This is a genomic window from Allomuricauda sp. d1, assembly GCF_039592695.1.
In the GTDB taxonomy this organism is placed as follows: Bacteria; Bacteroidota; Bacteroidia; order Flavobacteriales; family Flavobacteriaceae; genus Flagellimonas_A.
In genome coordinates this window covers 1,190,815-1,210,526 of the sequence record NZ_JBBUTK010000001.1, presented here as the reverse complement: position 1 = coordinate 1,210,526, position 19,712 = coordinate 1,190,815, and the positions used below count along the sequence as shown (strand labels likewise).

Sequence of the window (19,712 nt, the reverse complement as noted above, 5' to 3'; positions counted from 1 at the left end):
TTCTACAACACATAATTTCTAAATCATGTCATCACAAACACCATCCATAAAAAAATTCATCCGTTATTTCTGGACAGCCGTAACAGGCAAAGAACAAGAGTTTACCACAGGTAGTATCCGCAAGGCCATTTTCATGCTGTCCATCCCCATGATCCTTGAAATGCTCATGGAGAGTATTTTCGCTTTGGTCGATATCGCTTATGTTTCACAGGTCAGTGTCAATGCCGTGGCGACCATCGGATTGACCGAATCGGTAATTACCTTGGTTTACGCCATAGCCATTGGATTGAGTATGGCGGCAACCGCGGTTGTGGCCCGTAGAGTAGGGGAAAAAGACCTGCAAGGGGCTAGAGAGGCCGCAGTTCAGGCTATTTTCTTAGGAGTTTTGGTAGCGCTTGTCGTTGGGGTCGTCGGTTTTCTCTACAACAAAGAGATTTTGGCACTTATGGGTGCCGAGCCTGATTTGATTGAAGAGGGTCATGGATACACCAAGTGGCTCATTGGGGGCAATGTCACCATCATGTTGCTCTTTCTCATCAATGCCATTTTTCGTGGCGCGGGCGATGCAAGCATTGCGATGTGGACATTGGTACTTTCCAACGGACTGAATATCATTCTTGATCCGCTCTTTATTTTCGGATGGGGTCCTTTCCCTGAATTGGGTGTCATGGGAGCCGCCGTAGCCACCAATATTGGTCGTGGCACTGCCGTGCTCTTTCAACTGGGGATTTTGTTCTTCGGGTGGGGAAAAATACGATTGTTGCTCAAAGATGTAGTATTGAACGTCAAGGTCATGTTCAATCTGGTCAGGGTTTCATTGGGCGGTATTGCTCAATTTTTGATTGGAACTTCAAGTTGGGTCTTCTTGATGCGCATCATGTCTGAATTTGGCAGTGAGGTGTTGGCAGGGTATACCATTGCCATTCGGGTGATGATGTTCACCTTGATGCCTTCTTGGGGCATGAGCAATGCAGCGGCCACTCTTGTGGGTCAAAATTTAGGGGCAAAACAGCCTGAACGAGCAGAAAAATCCGTTTGGATCACGGGCAAGTACAATGCCTATTTCATGGGACTGGTGTCATTGGTCTACCTCATTTTCGCCAAACAGATTGTGGGTTGGTTCAACGCGACACCTTCGGTTGTGGAGAATGGGGCACTTTGTCTTCAAATCATCGCCGCGGGCTACATATTTTATGCGTATGGTATGGTGGTCACCAATGCCTTCAATGGTTCGGGTGACACACAGACACCGACCAAAATCAATTTCATTTCATTTTGGATGTTCCAACTACCTTTGGCCTACGTATTGGCTTTGGTATTGGATTTTGGTGCCATGGGAGTTTTTATAGCCATTACCACTGCTGAGGTTTTACTGGCCATCATCGCCATTGCCTGGTTTAAAAAAGGCAAATGGAAAACTGTTCAAGTGTAATAAAGATTGTCCCCTTGAGGGGTCAGCGAATCCGCCAAAGGCGGATGGCTGGGGTGTCATAATAATTCTTGATGGATAGGGTGGAGCCGTTTTCCTTTTTTGGAAAGGGGTGATTTTAAAATTGTCCCCTTGAGGGGACTTTAGGGGTGTTTTATTTCCTTATTTTTAGGACTCATTTTGAATCCATGAAAAAAACAAAAGGAATCAATACCATTTGTACCCACGTTGGTGCAATCAAGGATGAGCGGTTCAAAGGTGCTGTATCACCGTTATACATGTCAAGTTCTTATGCGTTTGAAGACGTCGACGCAAAGCGATACCCCAGATATTTCAATACACCGAACCAAGAGGGCTTGAGTAAAAAAATCGCTGCACTTGAACATGCCGAAGCGGGAATGATTTTTGGCAGCGGCATGGCCGCCATTAGCCACTGTTTGATGGCTTTTTTAGAAGCGGGTGACCATATTGTGTTTCAACAAACATTGTACGGAGGCACTTATAATTTTGCCACTACCCAGTTGGAAAAGTATGGAGTGACCTATTCGTTCACCCAGGGTTGGGATACTGCGGATTTCGAACGTGAAATAAAGCCAAACACAAAAGTCATTTATATTGAGACGCCATCCAATCCGCTGTTGACCATCACCGATATGCAGGCTGTCGCTGATTTGGCAAAAAAACATGGGCTCGTGACGATGATTGACAATACTTTTGCAAGTCCTATAAACCAAAATCCGATTGATTTTGGGATTGATATCGTCATCCACAGTGCTACAAAATATATGGGCGGCCATTCCGATTTGTGTGCTGGTGCGGTGGCCACATCCAAAGAGAAGATGGAAAAGATATGGCAATCTTCCATTTGCTTTGGCGGTAGTTTGAGCGACCAGACCGTTTGGTTGCTAGAGCGCAGTCTAAAGACCATGGGGCTGCGAGTTAAAGCCCAAAGTGAGAATGCGATGGACTTGGCAAAGCATTTGGAATCACATTCAGATATAGAAAAAGTGTACTATCCGGGGCTTGAAAACCATCCTGATCATCAATTGGCCAAAAGCCAGATGCATGGGTTCGGGGGCATGCTCTCCTTTGAATTGAAAGAAGGGCGTGATGCCTCGCAGTTCATGAAGTCATTACAATTGATAAAGCCTTCGATGAGTTTGGCGGGGGTCGAGAGCACAGTGACTTCGCCCGTATTGACATCCCACGCACTGATGAGTGCAGCAGATAGGGAAAAACAAGGAATAAAAGATGGGCTGATTCGTTTTTCCGTAGGAATTGAAGAAGTTGAGGATTTGGTTGAAGATATTGAACAGGCGCTCAAAAAAGTAAAATCAAATACGGTTTTGGTTTGATGAAATTGGATCTATTGGTTTTCGGGGCGCATCCTGATGATGCAGAACTGGGCGCAGGTGCAACCATTGCAAAAGAAGTAGCTACTGGTAAAAAAGTGGGTATTGTCGATTTGACACGAGGAGAGTTGGGTACACGTGGTTCTGCCGAAATCCGTGATGAAGAAGCAAATAAGGCAGCACAGATTTTAGGGTTGGCAGTACGGGAAAACTTAAAGTTTGCCGATGGTTTTTTTGTAAATGATAAAACGCATCAATTAAAGGTCATCGAAGTCATCAGAAAGTACAGACCTGAAATAGTATTGTGCAACGCCGTTGAAGACCGGCATATTGATCATGCCAAAGGTGCTGAACTGGTCAGTGATGCCTGTTTTTTAAGCGGATTGGTCAAAATCGAGACCACTTTTGACAAGCAGCAGCAGCGAGCATGGCGACCCAAAGCGGTGTACCATTACATTCAATGGAAAAATCTTGAACCTGACTTTGCTGTCGATGTCTCAGGATTTATGGATAAAAAAATGGAAGCCATAAAAGCGTATTCCTCTCAGTTTTATGATGAGAAAAGTGATGAGCCCGAAACCCCCATAAGCAGCAAAAACTTTTTTGACAGTGTTGATTATCGTGCCAGAGATTTGGGAAGGCTTATCGGAACCAAACATGCCGAAGGCTTTACCATTGAACGAAAAATAGGGGTAAGGGGTGTTTTTGACCTGATTTAACCCGCTTTTTTGTATTTTTTGCAACCTTTTGGGATGGTGAAATAAAATGTAGAGCCTTTTTTCAATTGGCTCTCGACCCAGATTTCTCCTTTGTTCTTTTCAACCATTTCTTTGCATAGCGAAAGTCCTAGACCGGTACCTTTTTCATTGTTTGTGCCATAAGTTGTATGGGTGCTCAATTCGGTGAAAAGTTTTTCTTGGGTTTCCTCATCCATACCGATGCCTGTGTCACGAACTGAAACCTGCCAAACGTTCTTTAACTCTTTTGCCTCTATGGTCACCAAACCATTTTCTGGGGTAAATTTCAACGCATTGCTTATCAGATTTCGAACCACAATGTCTATCTGGTTCAAATCAGCCCAGACGGTCACATTTTCGGGCATTTGATTGAGAAGTTTGATTGATTTTTTGTTTGCGATTTCTTTGAGCAGGTTGATATTTTCATCGACTATGGTTTCCAAAGTGATGCTCTTTGGCTTGGTCACGACACCGTTCATCTGGGTTTGGCCCCAAGACAAGAGATTGTTCAATGTGAAGTGTATATGGTCAATATCTGATTTCAGTTTGGGTAAAAGACCAAAGAACTCTTTTTCGTTGATCTCTTTGGAAAGGAACATTTTCAATAAGCCCTGCAATGCACCCACGGGCCCTCTCAAGTCATGGCCTATGATCGAAAAAAGTTTGGTCTTGGTCTTGTTGTTTGTGCTTAATTCTACCTCTCTCTGTTGAAGTACCTTTGACTTTTCTTTCAACTCTTTATTGAGCTTCTTCTGTATTTTTTCATTCCGGTATACTAAGAGGGTTACGACCCCTAAAATCAACAGAATGACAAAGGCAAGATAGATGTAGTTACGTTGCTTGGCCAGCGCTTTTTGGTTTTCCGCTATAAGGTTTTGCTGTTGTTTCTCATACTCAAGTTTTGCTTCAAGTAGCGAAAGACTTCGACGGTTTTTGTCTTTTGAAAGTGAATCAGACAATTCTTTGAAAAACTCTAAATATTGGAGTGACTTATCAAATTGCCCTTGCTTTTTATGAATGTGGTACAGTGTTTCAGAGCAATCTATTTGGCCCTGTATGGAATTCAGTTGCTGGGCAATGGTGTAGCCTCGTTTTGAAAGAGCCAATGAAATAGAGTCGTTGCCAAGCTTGAAGTGTGTCTTGGCCATACCGTTCAGCAAATCAATCTCCCCCCTTTTGTCATCTAAATTTTCATGCAATCTTGAGCTTTCATTGTACCAGTACAGCGCCCAATTGTATTTTTCTTGTTGAAGATAGATTCGTCCTTTTACCTCATAGGCAAAAGCCAACCAATCAAGAATTTGAAGCTTTTCAAAGATTCCGATACTCTTATTGATGCTGAACATCGCATAATCAAATTGTTTAGTATCGGTATAAAGACTGGCTAGGTTGCTCAATGTTTCGGCGATATAAATTTCATTGCCTAGTTCTTCGTTATACTTTTTGGCTTTTTTGTAAAACTCAAGAGCTTGGTCATAGTCTTTTTGTGATGCATAAATGCTACCAATATTTTCATTGATTATCGACAACATATCTTTGTTATCGTATTTTTTGGCGAGATCTATACCTTTCAAGAAACTTTCAAGTGCCTGTGCATAATCACCTAAGTAGTCGTATTCTTTTCCCAAATCATTTAAGAGCGATAATTCAAGATCCAAATGGCCGATTTTTCTGGTAAGTGGTAGGGCCTCTTGGTAATATTTGATGGCCTCTTTTGAATCTCCCCGATCAGAGTAAAAATCCCCTAAATTGTCCATGGCCTCACACTGGCCATACTTATAGTCAATTTGTTTGCTCAACTTTAAAGTGACTTTAGACATTTGGTAAAGGCTATCGCTGTTCACAAAACGATAACGATCTGCCAATAGATTGCTTAAGTTGATGTAGAGTGTATCAGTAGGTTTGAAATCAGGCTTGGCTTTAACTTCTTGGATTTCGTAGGCCAAGCTATCCCTAAGATTCTTTTGGGCGTTTAGAGAAATTGATGATAATAACAGTGTGCAAGAAAAAATCAGAACGCTTTTCTTGCGATAGCATAGTAAATTCTTAAAGGTTTTAATTTGGGGCATTGACCTTTAAATCATTAGGTTGGTAAAACTACGGATGCAATCACTCAAAGACCAATTAATGTTGTGAACCATCATTTTTTGTCGGTTTATCTAAGAAAACGTACCGTTCATCGATATATTTGAGAAAATATAGCAACAAAGAAGCCAGGGATAAAATATCGGTTTTGATATGAAAAGAAAATTTAAACATCCAATTATTTGGAATGAAGGTCTAAAAAAAATTACCTTTGCATCCGCTTTAAATGGTGGTTATAGCTTCCCGAATCGCTTTGCTCTCGGGATAAGCAACTTCGCCGCACAGTGTTTGTGGCAAAATGAGACATGGTGGTTGTAGCTCAGTTGGTTAGAGCGCTAGATTGTGGTTCTAGAGGTCGCCGGTTCGAACCCGGTCTTCCACCCAATGAAAAGGGCTCTGAAAATTTCAGGGCCCTTTTTTGTAAGCTAGTGCTCGACTATTTTGTTGCCCTGTCGACCATCACTTTACTCGCTCTGTTGGCCACTTCCCAAGCAGTATAAAACACCAATTGTGTTCTGTTTTTGAGTAAGTCGTACTCAATTTTGTCAGGAGTGTCGCCTGGCTTGTGGTAATCGGCATGGGTGCCATTGAAATAAAAAATAATCGGAATATTATTTTTTGCAAAGTTGTAATGATCGCTACGATAGTAAAATCGGTTTGGGTCATTTTCATCGTTGTACTTGTAGTCAAGTTCGATGTTCGTGTGCTTGGCATTGATTTCTTCTGAAAGTTCATGGAGCTCAGTACTCAATTTATCTGAACCAATGAGGTAAATGTAATTTCTGTCGCCCTCACGTTTGGGGTCTATTCGACCGATCATGTCAATATTCAAATTGGCCACCGTGTTCTCTAATGGAAAAATGGGGTCATGGTCTGTATAGTATCTCGAGCCCAACAAACCCTTTTCCTCACCAGTCACATGTAGAAACACTATAGAACGTTTCGGGCCATTGCCCTCATCCATCGCTTTTTTAAAGGCCTCGGCCATTTCCAATAAAGCCACACTGCCCGATCCATCGTCATCGGCACCGTTGTTGATTTGTCCATCGGCTGTAACTCCAATATGGTCTAAATGTGATGAAATGATCACATATTCATTGGGTTTTTCTGATCCTTTGATGACAGCAGCAACATTTTCGGTATCCACAGCCTCATTGCTGCTTTTGACATTGAGCTTTAAATCGGCCTTTATTATTGATGGTTCGTTGGTCTCATCAATATTTGGTATCAAAGCTGTTGCGGCATCTAGGTTGAGCAAAATCACAAAGTTTTCGGTGGCCTCATCTGAGAGTGCCATGCGACCACTGTTGTTGGTCTTCATGAATTCAAAATAGCCCTTGTATCGATTAAAATTGGTTGGGTCAAAATACAGCAGCCCTTTGGCTCCTTTTGAAATTGCCAATTCTGTACGTTTACCCAAAGATTCTGACCTATTGCTCCAAAGAGATTTTTCAGAAGTACCCGAAATGACATAAGTGCCATCGTCTTTTTTAGGTTCGCCATATTTTGCGAAAACCACTTTTCCAGAAACGTCCAAACCCGAATAGTCAGAGTATTCACCTTCTTCAATGCCATATCCTACATAGACAACTTCGTCAACAGATGCTTCCGCTGCCGAAAATGTCAAAATGTCTTCGCCCAACTCGAATGTCTTTTCGCCGATTGCAATGTTCCCCACGGGAACTTTACCCACTTCTAAAGGCACTTTTTGAAAATAGTTTCCATCGGCTTTAGCTGCCGGAATGTTCATTTCTTGATACTGTTTTTTCAAATATTCAACGGCCTTTTTTTGCCCTGGTTCCCCAGTTTCCCTTCCCTCAAAATCATCCGAAGCATATATAAAAAGATGTTCTCTGAGCTCTTCTTCGGTGATGGTCTGTGCATAGGTCACAGGGTCGACCATCTTCTTTTGAGGAGTCTCATTCTGGGCCTCGCCCATCGTTTTCTGTGATGAATTACAGGCCAATGTGAGCCCCAAAGCCAGTAGAATTATTTTTTTCATGCTATGTCTAAATTTAATGGGTCTAAAATAGGTAAAAGATTATGAATGTGTGAGTTGAAACCAGACATACTTTTACTGCGCTTTTACATATCTTAGATATTTAATTGTAAAATCATTTTATGAAAGTGGAATGGAAGGGGGTCATGCCCGCGGTCACCACAAAGTTCACTGATGATGACCGTCTTGACCTGAACATGTTCTCGGTCAACATCAAAGCACAATTGGATGCTGGCGCGAATGGAATAATTTTAGGCGGTACCCTTGGTGAGGCAAGTACCTTGATACAAGAAGAGAAAAAAATTCTTGTTGAGCTGACTGTTGAAATTGTTGGGAAAAAAGTACCTGTTGTCATCAATATCGCTGAGCAATCTACCAAAGATGCCATTCGTGCTGCTCAAAATGCCCAAGAATATGGGGCGGATGGTTTGATGGTGCTCCCGCCGATGCGCTACAAATCCACTGACCATGAAACTGTTGAGTATTTCAAAGCGATTGCAAAAAGCACCGACCTGCCCATCATGATCTACAACAACCCTGTGGACTATAAAATTGAGGTCACCCTACCGATGTTTGAGGACCTTTTGAAAATCAATACCATTGAGGCCGTTAAAGAATCCACGAGGGATATTTCCAATGTTACCCGAATAAGAAACGCTTTCGGAAACCGATTAAAAATTCTTTGTGGGGTCGATACCCTGGCTCTGGAGAGCCTTTTAGTTGGGGCTGATGGCTGGGTGGCCGGTCTTGTATGTGCATTTCCTGCTGAAACGGTGACCATATATAAATTGGCAAAGGCAGGACGAATTGATGAGGCCGTTGAAATTTACCGTTGGTTCATGCCGTTGTTGGAGTTGGATATCAATCCACAATTGGTGCAGAACATCAAGTTGGCCGAGGTGGCAACTGGTATTGGCACCGAAAATGTACGCCCACCACGGCTGCCATTACAGGGAGATGAAAGACAACGGGTATTAAAAATCATTGAAGCGGGTGTCGCTGCACGACCAAACCTTTCAGATTATAAAATAGTATGATTACAGGAAAAAATTATATCGGAAATCATTTGTCTGCGGAAGGAAAAGAAACGTTCAAGACTTTCAATCCGCAGCTGAACATAGAAACGGAACATACTTTTTTTGAGGCCTCTGAAGACGAGATACGGCTGGCAGTAAACTTGGCGTGGGAAGCCTTCCAAAAGTTTAAGGAAGTCTCGGGCGCAAAAAAAGCAAATTTCCTAAGGGAAATTGCCCATCAAATTGAAAATTTGGGCGATGAACTGGTCAAAACATACTGCCAAGAATCGGGCCTGCCCGAAGGCAGGGCAAAAGGCGAGCGTAACCGCACCTGTTTTCAACTGCGTACTTTTTCAGATTTGGTCGAAGAGGGGTCTTGGGTGAATGCCACAATAGATACGGCCATACCCGATAGAAAACCACAGCCCAAATCAGATTTACGGAAAATGTCAATTCCACTTGGGCCGGTGGCGGTTTTTGGGGCCAGCAATTTTCCATTGGCATACTCGACGGCCGGTGGCGACACGGCGAGTGCTTTGGCAGCTGGATGCCCTGTGGTCGTGAAAAGCCACCCCATGCATGCAGGCACGGGTGAATTGGTGACCTCGGCCATTATCACCGCAGCCAAGAAAACAGCCATGCCAAATGGTGTGTTTTCAAATTTGAACAGCAGTGGCATCGAAGTGGGGCAGCAGTTGGTCAAGCATACAAAGATAAAGGCGGTCGGCTTTACAGGAAGCATTAGAGGAGGGCGAGCTCTATTTGATTTGGCTTCTCAGCGCAGAGAACCGATACCGGTCTTTGCAGAGATGGGCAGTATCAATCCCGTTGTACTGCTTCCCAAGGCGTTGAAGAAAAAAGGCACGGTATGGGCAAAAACGTACGCCTCGTCCATCACTTTGGGCACGGGGCAATTCTGCACCAATCCTGGATTGTTGCTGGCCTTAGATGGTGACGGCCTGGATGGATTTATTCAAACCCTATCCGAAGAAATCCTGAAAATTGCACCTTCCAGTATGCTGCATCCAAACATCCATACCAAATATCACGAGCATAAGCGCATGATGTTTGATCAAGGGGGATTGTCCGTTACCGCAAATTATGAAGCCGCTGTTGCCGAAAATTATGCGCAACAGACTGTAGTTTCAGTTTCAGGGAGTGACTTTTTGAAAAATTCAAAACTGCACCAAGAAGTTTTTGGGCCATTTTCAATGGTGGTGAAATCTAAAGATGTTGATGAGTTGGCAAATATCATCACACAACTGGAAGGACAGTTGACAGGCACCATTATCTCCGAAGAAAGTGAAATTGAAAGCTATGACAATGTGGTCAACGCTTTGCAGGGCAGGGTTGGGCGGTTGATTTTCAATGGTGTTCCCACGGGTGTTGAGGTATGCCCAGCGATGCAGCATGGGGGGCCGTACCCTGCTTCCACCGACAGCCGTTTTGGTGCCGTGGGCATCCATGCCATTCAGCGTTGGGTACGGCCAGTAAGTTTTCAAGATTGGCCCAACACATTGCTGCCCGACGAATTGAAAGATGAAAATCCGTTGAATATTTCACGTTTGGTCAATGGGGCTCAGACCAAAGAATGTCTTTAAACCTTTTTTGATGGCCATTCATACGTTCAAATGCATCGATGCCCATACTTGCGGAAACCCCGTTCGGTTGGTGGTTGAAGGTGGCCCCCAATTGGTGGGCAAGAACATGAACGAAAAGCGCCTTCATTTTTTAAAGGAATTTGATTGGATACGAAGGGGGCTCATGTTCGAACCTCGGGGCCATGATATGATGAGCGGTAGTATTTTGTACCCTCCCCACAATCCAGAAAATGATGTTGCCATCTTGTTCATCGAGACCAGTGGCTGTTTGCCCATGTGCGGCCATGGTACCATTGGCAGTGTGACAATTGCGTTGCAAGAAGGCTTTTTGCAGCCAAAGGTGGAGGGAAGAATAAAAATGGAAGCCCCTGCGGGATTGGTGGAAATCGAATACCAAATGACCAAGGGCAAAGTGGATTGGGTCAAATTGACCAATGTAAAAAGTTATTTAGCGGGCGAAGGTCTGCAGGTTGAATGCCCCGAATTGGGACTATTGAATTTTGATGTGGCCTACGGCGGAAACTTTTATGCCATTATCGATCCACAAAAAAACTTTTCGGGTATTCAAGATTTTTTAGCGATCAAGTTGATACAACTGTCCAAAGAAGTAAGACATCGCATAAATAAAAAACATCCGAACCAATTTGTGCATCCAGAAAATGATTCCATACGTGATGTTTCGCATATTTTATGGACGGGCGATGTACTTGATTTGAACGCCCATGGAAGAAATGCGGTGTTTTATGGGGATAAAGCCATTGACCGCTCGCCATGTGGCACCGGTACTTCCGCAAGAATGGCACAGCTTCACGCAAAAGGGTTATTGAAGGTTGGGGAGGATTTTATCCACGAAAGTATTATTGGCTCCACTTTTACGGGAAAAGTTGAGGACGAAACCCATATTGGCAATATAAAGGCAATCGTGCCAAGCATCAAAGGTTGGGCCAAAGTATTTGGTAATAGCACCATTACGATTGACACCGAAGATGACCCTTTCGCCCACGGTTTTCAAGTAATCTGACATGGCAAAAAATGTACTGGTTATCGGCGGCGGCATCATCGGTTTGTGTTCTGCCTACTATCTTCAAAAAGAAGGTCACAACGTTACGGTAATCGACAAGTCTGATATGACTGGTGGCGCAAGCTATGTGAATGCCGGATATCTGACCCCAAGCCACATTGTTCCGCTGGCTGCCCCTGGAATGATTTTGAAAGGATTGCGGTACATGTTCAATTCCGCTAGTCCGTTTTACATGAAACCAAGGCTTGATGCCGATTTTCTGAAGTGGGCATGGGCGTTCAAAAAATCCGCTACGAAACAAAAGGTTGAAAAGGCAATGCCCATCATCAAAGACATCAATATTTTAAGCCGTGAACTTTTTGAGATGCTAAAATCAAATGGCGATTTGGGCGATTTTCATTTGGAACGCAAAGGACTTTTGATGTTTTACCAAACCGAAAAAGAACGCGACCATGAGCTTAAAATAGCCGAAAAGGCAAATTTTTTGGGTTTAGAGGTCAATCTGCTTGATGAAAATGGAATCAAAAAAGTGGAGCCCAACATCAAGATAAATGCAAAGGGCGCCATTCACTATGAATGCGATGGTCACACCACTCCCACTGAATTTATGGAGCGGATGAAACTGTATCTTCAAAAAACCAATGTCAAAGTGTTAAAGAATGAACAGGTCATTGATTTTGAGGTTTCCGAAGGAAAAATCAAATCGGTCAAAACGGACAAGGCCAATCATTTTGCAGATGAAGTTGTTTTTGCAGCGGGAAGCTGGACATCCACAATGGCAAAGAAATTAAACATACGATTGCTTCTTCAGGCAGGTAAGGGGTATCGCATTGATGTTGCAGCGTGGACAGGAATCACGATGCCCGCAATTTTGATGGAAGCCAAAATGGCCGTCACCCCCATGAGAGGTTTTACACGATTTGCAGGTACTATGGAGTTTTCGGGAGTCAATTCAATAATCAGGAAAGAAAGGGTGGCCGCGATAGCAAAGGGCGCTGAGAACTTTTACGAAGGTTTGAAGATTCAACAAGACGATATTGCCAATGCCCAATGCGGTCTTAGGCCCGTAAGCCCTGATGGATTGCCATACATCGGCCGTACCTCGAATCTTAAAAACCTGATCTTTGCAACAGGTCACGCGATGATGGGGTGGAGTTTGGGCCCCATAACGGGGAAACTGGTTTCAGAAATCATTTCAAATGAAAAAACATCATTACCATTGCTCCCTTTTTCGCCTGACCGTAAATTTTAATTGCTTTCAAGTTTATATTTAGGTCATTTTCGATGTCTGGCACTCAATTTGTTGACTGTTTGTAGGAAAATGGACTAATTTTGCGGCATGATAAAATTTTACCTCAGACTTCTTATTCTTTTTACATGTTTTCATCCGATGTTCTTGACATCGCAAGAGCCCGATATTTTTACCATCAGCGATTTTGATTTGAAGGGCAATGTCAAAACTTCAACGGTCATCACTGATTATGGCAAGGAACTATTTGAATTTGATACTGAGGGTAGATTGGTAAAATTGGTGACAAAATACAACGACACCGATGAAGACATCACATTTTACAAGTACGAAGACGGCATGCTTGCTGAAAAGCGAATGGAGAGCTACAAAAATGGCAAACTCGATGTCAAGACATCCATGGCGAGTTTTTACGAGCTAGATACCATCAACAACCGTATTGTGGGAGAAAAAGTGGTTTCGTACGATAAAGAATTTGCTGAAAACCAATTGTACAACTACGGCGGTGATGGTCGATTGCAAAGTATCATCACATCACATCAAGATGCTGTCGATGAGACAAAAATTGAGTACGAAATGTACAAGAATGAGCGAACCGTCAATTTTTTCACCAATGGAATTATAGATAAATCCATCAGAAATTCTGAAAAAGTTAAAAAGAACGGTGATACCCTAAAAATCGAGCTGACCAAAAAATTTGTGGATGGCGACCCGAATATGGCTGTTGAAAAGGTTACGGATCCCAAGGGATTATTACAATCTGAAAGCACCTTTTTTTACAATCCGAAAGAAAACCAGTTCATGGTTGATGAGGAAAGAAAATATACGTATGACGAAAACGGAGTGCTAAAGAGTGTTACCACCAAACAGGGAAACAACACATCTACCGAAGAATTTATCTTTCAATTTGATGACAGTAAAGCCAAAAACTGGGTAAAGAAAATCGTTACGCCGCAAAATGCATATACCACTAGAAAAATAACGTATTATCCCATAGCGTTGGCCCAGCAGGATGAAGAACAATGAATACGTTACATATTGTCAGAGCAAGCCCGTGAGATATTAAAATTCCAAGCACTAAATTCAAAAATTGCCAAAAATTTGTGTTAATTTGAGGAATTCGTGACCAGAACTTCCATTAAGAAGATAGGGTAAACCCAAAAAAATCAAATCCAAAGCGATCAAAATAGGCTATTCAGAACGTCGGGATGGATTTCATGTCCGCCATTGTAACGTACGATTTCTGCTTTTTCTTGGAATAGTTTCTTGATTTTTTGCCCTTCTGATTGCACTCTTTCATCAGTGATATACTTGTCATCATCACCATAGATGATTTTGACCGAAGTTTTGTTCAAATCCAGAAAATCAAAATCTTCTTGTTGCAGTTCATTGGGAATGCCCCCTGCATAGAGCAAAAGACTGTCACAACATATTTTTCTACGGGCCAGCCAGCGGGTTGCGATGGAAACTCCTTGTGAAAAGCCAAAAAGGATGAGATTTTTATCATCAGAAAGGTTTTCTGCTTCAAAAACACCATCCACGTAGGTCAAAACATTGGATAGTTCGAGCTGCAAATCCTCTCGTGTCAACCAGCTGGCACCCACATGTTTGAATTTTTCATCCAAATAATATTTTGAAGGAGCTTGGGGTGAAATGAAGTAATTTTCGGTGGCATCTAGCCCCATGAAAGGCTTAAAAAAGTACCGGCTTAAAAATCCCATACCATGAAAGACCAGCCAAATATTCTTGGTTTCAGAAGTGAGGTTGTTCAGGGTATAGTAGGGTTTGGTGCTTTGGTATGAAATGGTATGGCTTTTAAGCGACATCACACGTATTTTATGTACGTTGCAAATTGCATCGTAATTTTACAAAAAACAAGGAATGCAAGAACAGAAAGAAGAAATACTGAAAAAGTGCAATGCCATTTGCAAGAACACATTGATGCAGACGCTAAATATTGAATACATTGATGTGGGTAATGATTACTTGACCGCACAAATGCCAGTGACGCCAAAAGTACACCAACCCGATGGAGTATTGCACGGGGGCGCCACTGTGGCCCTTGCAGAGAGTGTGGGCAGCGCAGCTTCCTTGATTTTTCTCAACGGAAAAGAGGTGGCGGTCAGGGGGATAGAAATTTCTGCAAACCATGTAAAAAGTATTCGCTCTGGCCATGTTTTTGCGAAAGCAAAAATCATCCATAAAGGGCGCACCACACAACTTTGGGAGATCAAGGTGACCAACGAAGCAGGTGAACTCATTTCTAACTGTAAATTGACCACCATTGCCCTACCAAAGAACTGATTCATTCCATACCCTGCTTGCAAAGGCAAAAGGACATTTTAAAGACCGGCTGCCCTTTGTGTTGTACCGAAAACCATTTAAAAATACGGTCACGGCGATTTTTCAGAAAACAGACCGACTCTTTCATGTGGATAATTTCACGGAAAGTGGATTCATTTTCGTACCCTTTGATTGGCAGGGTGAAAAAGTGCTTCTGTGGCCTGATGAAATCAATACCGCAGTACTGTATCAAGACTTCAAAGTAGCGTCGAAAGAAGTTGTTTTATCTTCCGAAGGAAAAGCAACGTATGAAGCGCTCTTTCAAAAAGCAAAGCACCAAATTGAAAGAGGAGAATTGAGAAAGGTGGTGCTTTCAAGAAGGGTGGAAGTGCCCATTGTTAAAAATGGCCTTGAACTTTTCGGAAAAATGTTGGCCAAATATCAAAATGCATTTTGCTATGTGTGGTACCATCCCAAAATTGGCCAATGGATGGGGGCCACACCAGAAGTGCTTCTAGAGGCCAATGGGGACAATATCGAGACAGTCTCTCTTGCGGGTACACAGAAAGTGACATCGACAAGTCAACCCACATGGACAGAAAAAGAATTGGAAGAGCAGCGACTGGTGACCGATTTCATCAAAAATTGTTATTCTGAAAATTTGGAATCGGTGAGCGTTTCAAAGGCAGAATCCATTAGGGCGGGTACTCTTTGGCATCTTAAATCAAGAATTAGTGGAGTAAAAAGCACTGAATTTTCAATGGATGATTTGCTACGTCAATTGCACCCGACCCCTGCGGTTTGTGGACTTCCGAAGGCAACAGCATTTGAGTTTCTACAAAAGCATGAAGGCTATGGCCGACAGTATTACACTGGGTTTTTAGGAGAGTTGAACCTGACTTCTGATGATAACGCCCACCTTTTTGTGAACCTACGCTGTCTGCAAATCAAAAACAAAAAGGCCATGATTTATGTTGGCGGCGGCATTACGTCAAAATCAGAAGCAGCTCAAGAATGGACAGAGACCCAGAACAAAAGCCTGACCATGCTCGAATTGCTTTGATAGGCACGTTCATATTGGTATTTTTGTACCTCATGAAATACTCTAGCATACCTTCTGCACAGACAGTCGCACTACACTTTAAGTCGAGAGGTATTCAAAACATCGTCATTTCTCCAGGTTCTCGCAATGCACCCTTGACCATTGGGTTTACGGAAGATGAGTTTTTTAATTGCTATTCCATCGTTGATGAGCGCTGCGCCGCTTTTTTTGCGCTGGGCATGGCATTACAGTTGCAACAGCCTGTCGCCGTGGTCTGCACCTCTGGCAGTGCATTGTTGAACTACTATCCTGCCGTTGCTGAAGCTTTTTACAGCGATATTCCGTTGATTGTGGTCTCTGCGGATAGGCCCCCCTACAAGATTGATGTCGGTGATGGTCAGACCATCCGTCAAGAACATGTCTTTAAAAAACATATCGGCTATGAAGCCAATTTGAAATTGGATGTTTCGCATGCGACAAAAACCGTGGCCCATTTTGCCCCGGATTATGTGAAATCTTCACAAGAGGAAATCCAGAAGTATAACGATGGGGAATTACACAAAGCTTTGAGCTTGGCCATTGGCTCAAAATCACCGGTTCATATCAACGTTCCGTTTGAAGAACCACTGTATGAAAAGGTGGGAGCCCTTTCGATTCCTCAAGTTTCAGCGAAACAAACTTTTGAGGGCGATTCCGAAAGCGAGGATGTTGCAAGCTTCGCCGAACTGTGGAATAAAAGCGAACGAAAAATGGTATTGGTGGGCATGATGTTTCCAAATTCCATTGACCAAGAACTGCTGGAAAAGTTGGCAAACGACCCGTCGGTATTGGTGTTTACCGAAACGACTTCTAACCTGCACCATCCCGATTTCTTCCCGAGTATCGATAGCATCATATTTCCTATTGAAAAATCCATAAACCCAGATGCATTGTTCAAAGCATTGCAACCCAACTTGCTGTTGACCTTTGGGGGAATGGTTGTCTCAAAAAAAATAAAGGCTTTCCTTAGAAAATACAAGCCGGCACAGCACTGGCACATTGATGCAGTTAAGGCTTACGACACGTATTTCAGTGAGGTCAAGCATATTAAATTGGCGCCCAACATCTTCTTGAAACAACTTCTGGGTAAACATGGCGTACAAGAGAGTGCCTACGACCAAAAGTGGCAAAAGGTGAAGTCGTTGTATCAGGCCAAAAGGACCGAATATCTTGACCAAGTTCCTTTTTCAGATTTTTGGGCGTACAGTGCTTGCATTGAGCATATTCCCCAAAACTATCAAGTACATTTTGCGAATAGTTCAGCCATTCGCTACGCCCAGCTTTTTGACATGCACGAATCATTGGGCGTTTTTTGCAATCGCGGCACCAGTGGTATCGATGGCAGTACATCAACGGCAATCGGTGCAGCGGTTCACGAAGAAAGGCCCACGTTGCTCATCACGGGCGACCTCAGTTTTTTCTATGACAGCAATGCGCTGTGGAATGACTACATCCGCCAGGATTTTAAAATCATTTTGGTGAACAATGGCGGGGGTGGCATCTTTCGTATTTTACCGGGAAAAGAGAACTCTGAAAACTTCAATCGCTTTTTTGAGACACAGCACCAACTTGATGCAAAAGCACTTTCTGCAATGTTCGGTTTTGAGTATAAAAAAGCTGCTTCAAAGAGTGAGCTAAAGTCTCGCTTACAGGAATTTTTTAAGGAATCTGAGCGACCCCGCATACTCGAAATTTTTACCCCGACAGATATAAATGACGAAATTTTGCTCGCTTATTTTGATTTCATATCTTAGACCGCATAACCCTAAAGAACACTAACATTATGAGTAGCAAAAGAGATGAGTTGGTACAAAAGTACGCAGCCGACATCAAGGAAAAATTTGGTGAGTCACCAGACATGGATTTATTGAACAAAGTTGCAGTTGGCCTTGGCCCAGCAATCTACAATCTGGATGCCTCAAAAGTATCTGGCTCCGATGATAAAGAACTGGAGACCGTAAAAAACAATTTTCTGATTAAAAAATTGGGCCTTTCAGACAGCCCCCAATTGATGGACGCCATCAAAAGTGTGGTCGAGAAATACGGCAGCTCTGTCAAGAACAAGCATAGAGCGGTTGTGTATTATATGTTGGCAAAGCACTTCAACAAAGAGTCTGTGTACAAGTAAATGACATGTACAAACAAGCTTAAAACCGTCTTTAGCAAAAGGCGGTTTTTTGTTTCACCCGATAATCGGGGTTTATAGTATTCCAATCCCGAAGCTTCGGGACTGTCGAAACCCAAGAAAGTTCACCAATAGACAACACTATTTATATGATAGCTCTTGGCAGATACAATTCACTTGAAATAATGCGCAGCACCCAAGTCGGGCTTTTTCTGGGGGACGATGACGGCGCAGAGGTGTTGTTGCCGAACAAGTATGTTCCCAAAGGCTATGAAATTGGCGATTCAATCGAAGTATTCTGCTATCTTGACCATCAAGAGCGGCCCGTGGCCACTACGTTGCGACCCAAAGTGACCAGAGATGGGTTCGCCTATTTGAAGGTGGCAGATATTACCGATTTTGGTGCTTTTATGGAATGGGGACTAGAAAAGCATTTGCTGGTGCCATTTCGAGAGCAATCCGTGAAGATGAAAAAGGGCTACCAATACTTGGTGCATTGCTATTTGGATGATGAGACGTTCCGTTTGGTAGGTTCTACACGAATTGATCGCTTTCTTGACAATGACAACCACGACTTGTCAAAAGGGCAGCGGGTGGCATTGGTGGCCCATAGAAAAACTGATTTGGGCTGGGAAGTCATCATTGAAAACAAGTTCAAAGGGTTGGTGTTTTTCAGCGATATTTTCAGGGAAATCAAAACGGGTGACAAGTTCGATGGATTTGTCAAGAATGTGCGGCCTGACCATAAAATTGATGTGATATTGCACCAAGAGGGAGTTGATGTGTTGGAACCTTCCGCCAATTCAATATACGAGAAATTGAAAATGTCTGATGGATACCTGGCACTGCACGACAAATCTTCGCCAGAACTAATTTATGAAGCATTCCAGATGAGCAAGAAAACGTTCAAAAAAGCCATTGGTGTACTGTATAAGAAGGAAAAAATAGTGATCAAAGACGATGGTATTTATATAAAATGATTCATCTAAACGGCTAAATTGTTGCAAATCAGCGGTAGAACCTTACGATTATCCGAAGTTTGTTTCGTTCTTTTAGCAAAAATTTTACATTTGCAGATATAGGCTTTCCAACTCATTGATAACTAGCTGCCATGCAGTAAAAAAATCCCGACCTATGCCATTTATTGAAGAAAATGATTTGCTGGATTTGCACAAGGATATTGAAAAAGCGCAGATAATTAATGAGCGTTTGCTCGACCAGATAAAATTTAAGGGAAAAGACATCAAGCGTTTGAAGTTGCAGCGAAACGTTTTGATGGGCCTTGTCGGGCTTTTCGTGCTAAGTATTTTGGGCATTACAAGTTACACAGCTGGTTGGAGCAATTCAAAAAGGTTGGATAACGATCAGTACATCTTGGCTTCCATTGACAGCCTTGATGCGGTCAAAGCGCGAATCGATAACCTAAAAGAGCAAAACGAAGAATTGAGTTTGGTCAAAGAGTTTTACTTGGCCAAAGAGTTTTTGGAAAAAGAAAAGATATACTCGGTTCAGGTCAAATCTTTCACAGACAACAATATGACCTTGGCCTCAGAAGCGTTGACGAACACCCTTTTTGTAAAGACCAATCCATTTTATGCCTATTCGTTGGGCAACTTTGAAACGTTGAACGAAGCTCAAAAATTCAGAAAGCAATTGGTCGACATGGGTTTTAAAGATGCTTTCGTGGCCTCATACAAAGAGGGAAAGCGAGTAAAAATAGAAGACCCTTATTAG

At 42.8% G+C, this 19,712-nt stretch carries 17 protein-coding genes and 1 tRNA gene; 15 read left to right on the top strand and 3 right to left on the bottom strand.

Going from position 1 to position 19,712, the window contains the following annotated elements:
- Positions 1–25: 25 nt before the first annotated feature.
- The 3 genes from AAAH86_RS05610 (at position 26) to bshB1 (ending at position 3,500) form a co-directional block, all read left to right on the top strand.
- Positions 26–1,432, top strand: a complete 1,407-nt coding sequence (locus AAAH86_RS05610; protein ID WP_343486533.1) for an MATE family efflux transporter — start codon at positions 26–28, stop codon at positions 1,430–1,432.
- A gap of 185 nt (positions 1,433–1,617) precedes the next feature.
- Positions 1,618–2,784: a PLP-dependent aspartate aminotransferase family protein gene (locus AAAH86_RS05605; protein ID WP_343486532.1), complete on the top strand. Its 1,167-nt coding sequence runs from the start codon at positions 1,618–1,620 to the stop codon at positions 2,782–2,784.
- Positions 2,784–3,500: a bacillithiol biosynthesis deacetylase BshB1 gene (gene bshB1 / locus AAAH86_RS05600; RefSeq protein ID WP_343486531.1), complete on the top strand. Its 717-nt coding sequence runs from the start codon at positions 2,784–2,786 to the stop codon at positions 3,498–3,500. Before AAAH86_RS05605 ends, bshB1 begins: the two co-directional genes overlap by 1 nt.
- On the opposite strand, the gene AAAH86_RS05595 is transcribed toward bshB1, so the two are convergent.
- Positions 3,497–5,464, bottom strand: coding sequence for a tetratricopeptide repeat-containing sensor histidine kinase (locus tag AAAH86_RS05595; RefSeq protein ID WP_343486530.1), 1,968 nt, complete (start codon positions 5,462–5,464; stop codon positions 3,497–3,499). The two genes, bshB1 and AAAH86_RS05595, sit on opposite strands and share 4 nt — an antisense overlap.
- A 446-nt stretch (positions 5,465–5,910) precedes the next feature.
- Here AAAH86_RS05595 and AAAH86_RS05590 point away from each other — a divergent pair.
- Positions 5,911–5,986, top strand: a tRNA-His gene (locus AAAH86_RS05590).
- 53 nt (positions 5,987–6,039) lie between these two features.
- On the opposite strand, the gene AAAH86_RS05585 is transcribed toward AAAH86_RS05590, so the two are convergent.
- Complete coding sequence (locus AAAH86_RS05585; protein ID WP_343486529.1) at positions 6,040–7,605, bottom strand: M28 family peptidase; 1,566 nt, start codon at positions 7,603–7,605, stop codon at positions 6,040–6,042.
- 119 nt (positions 7,606–7,724) lie between these two features.
- On the opposite strand from AAAH86_RS05585, the gene AAAH86_RS05580 reads away from it, so the two are divergent.
- The 5 genes from AAAH86_RS05580 (at position 7,725) to AAAH86_RS05560 (ending at position 13,515) form a co-directional block, all read left to right on the top strand.
- Entirely contained in the window at positions 7,725–8,639 is a 915-nt protein-coding gene (locus AAAH86_RS05580; RefSeq protein ID WP_343486528.1) for a dihydrodipicolinate synthase family protein, read from the top strand.
- Entirely contained in the window at positions 8,636–10,219 is a 1,584-nt protein-coding gene (locus AAAH86_RS05575; protein ID WP_343486527.1) for an aldehyde dehydrogenase (NADP(+)), read from the top strand. Before AAAH86_RS05580 ends, AAAH86_RS05575 begins: the two co-directional genes overlap by 4 nt.
- A 10-nt stretch (positions 10,220–10,229) precedes the next feature.
- Complete coding sequence (locus tag AAAH86_RS05570) at positions 10,230–11,240, top strand: 4-hydroxyproline epimerase (protein WP_343486526.1); 1,011 nt, start codon at positions 10,230–10,232, stop codon at positions 11,238–11,240.
- Between the two features lies 1 nt (position 11,241).
- Positions 11,242–12,492 carry an FAD-dependent oxidoreductase gene (locus AAAH86_RS05565; RefSeq protein WP_343486525.1) on the top strand — a complete coding sequence of 417 codons (1,251 nt, stop codon included), beginning with the start codon at positions 11,242–11,244 and terminating at the stop codon, positions 12,490–12,492.
- 87 nt (positions 12,493–12,579) lie between these two features.
- On the top strand, positions 12,580–13,515 hold the full coding sequence (locus AAAH86_RS05560) for a hypothetical protein (RefSeq protein ID WP_343486524.1): 936 nt from the start codon (positions 12,580–12,582) through the stop codon (positions 13,513–13,515).
- 155 nt (positions 13,516–13,670) lie between these two features.
- Here AAAH86_RS05560 and AAAH86_RS05555 read toward each other — a convergent pair whose 3' ends face one another.
- On the bottom strand, positions 13,671–14,315 hold the full coding sequence (locus tag AAAH86_RS05555; RefSeq protein ID WP_343486523.1) for an esterase: 645 nt from the start codon (positions 14,313–14,315) through the stop codon (positions 13,671–13,673).
- A gap of 55 nt (positions 14,316–14,370) precedes the next feature.
- Here AAAH86_RS05555 and AAAH86_RS05550 point away from each other — a divergent pair, with 55 nt between their 5' ends.
- The 6 genes from AAAH86_RS05550 to AAAH86_RS05525 all read left to right on the top strand — a co-directional run bounded on the left by AAAH86_RS05550 (position 14,371) and on the right by AAAH86_RS05525 (position 19,712).
- Positions 14,371–14,793, top strand: coding sequence for a PaaI family thioesterase (locus AAAH86_RS05550; RefSeq protein ID WP_343486522.1), 423 nt, complete (start codon positions 14,371–14,373; stop codon positions 14,791–14,793).
- Complete coding sequence (locus AAAH86_RS05545; protein ID WP_343486521.1) at positions 14,774–15,835, top strand: chorismate-binding protein; 1,062 nt, start codon at positions 14,774–14,776, stop codon at positions 15,833–15,835. The genes AAAH86_RS05550 and AAAH86_RS05545 overlap by 20 nt, the downstream gene beginning before the upstream one ends.
- Positions 15,787–17,607: a 2-succinyl-5-enolpyruvyl-6-hydroxy-3-cyclohexene-1-carboxylic-acid synthase gene (gene menD, locus AAAH86_RS05540; protein WP_343486520.1), complete on the top strand. Its 1,821-nt coding sequence runs from the start codon at positions 15,787–15,789 to the stop codon at positions 17,605–17,607. Before AAAH86_RS05545 ends, menD begins: the two co-directional genes overlap by 49 nt.
- Before the next feature lie 29 nt (positions 17,608–17,636).
- Positions 17,637–17,981, top strand: a complete 345-nt coding sequence (locus AAAH86_RS05535; protein ID WP_343486519.1) for a DUF2853 family protein — start codon at positions 17,637–17,639, stop codon at positions 17,979–17,981.
- Positions 17,982–18,127: 146 nt separating this feature from the next.
- A complete protein-coding gene (locus AAAH86_RS05530) occupies positions 18,128–18,958 on the top strand; it encodes a S1-like domain-containing RNA-binding protein (protein ID WP_343486518.1) in 831 nt (276 codons plus the stop codon).
- Positions 18,959–19,112: 154 nt separating this feature from the next.
- Positions 19,113–19,712 (top strand): SPOR domain-containing protein, encoded by a 600-nt coding sequence (locus tag AAAH86_RS05525; protein WP_343486517.1) that lies wholly within the window; start codon positions 19,113–19,115, stop codon positions 19,710–19,712.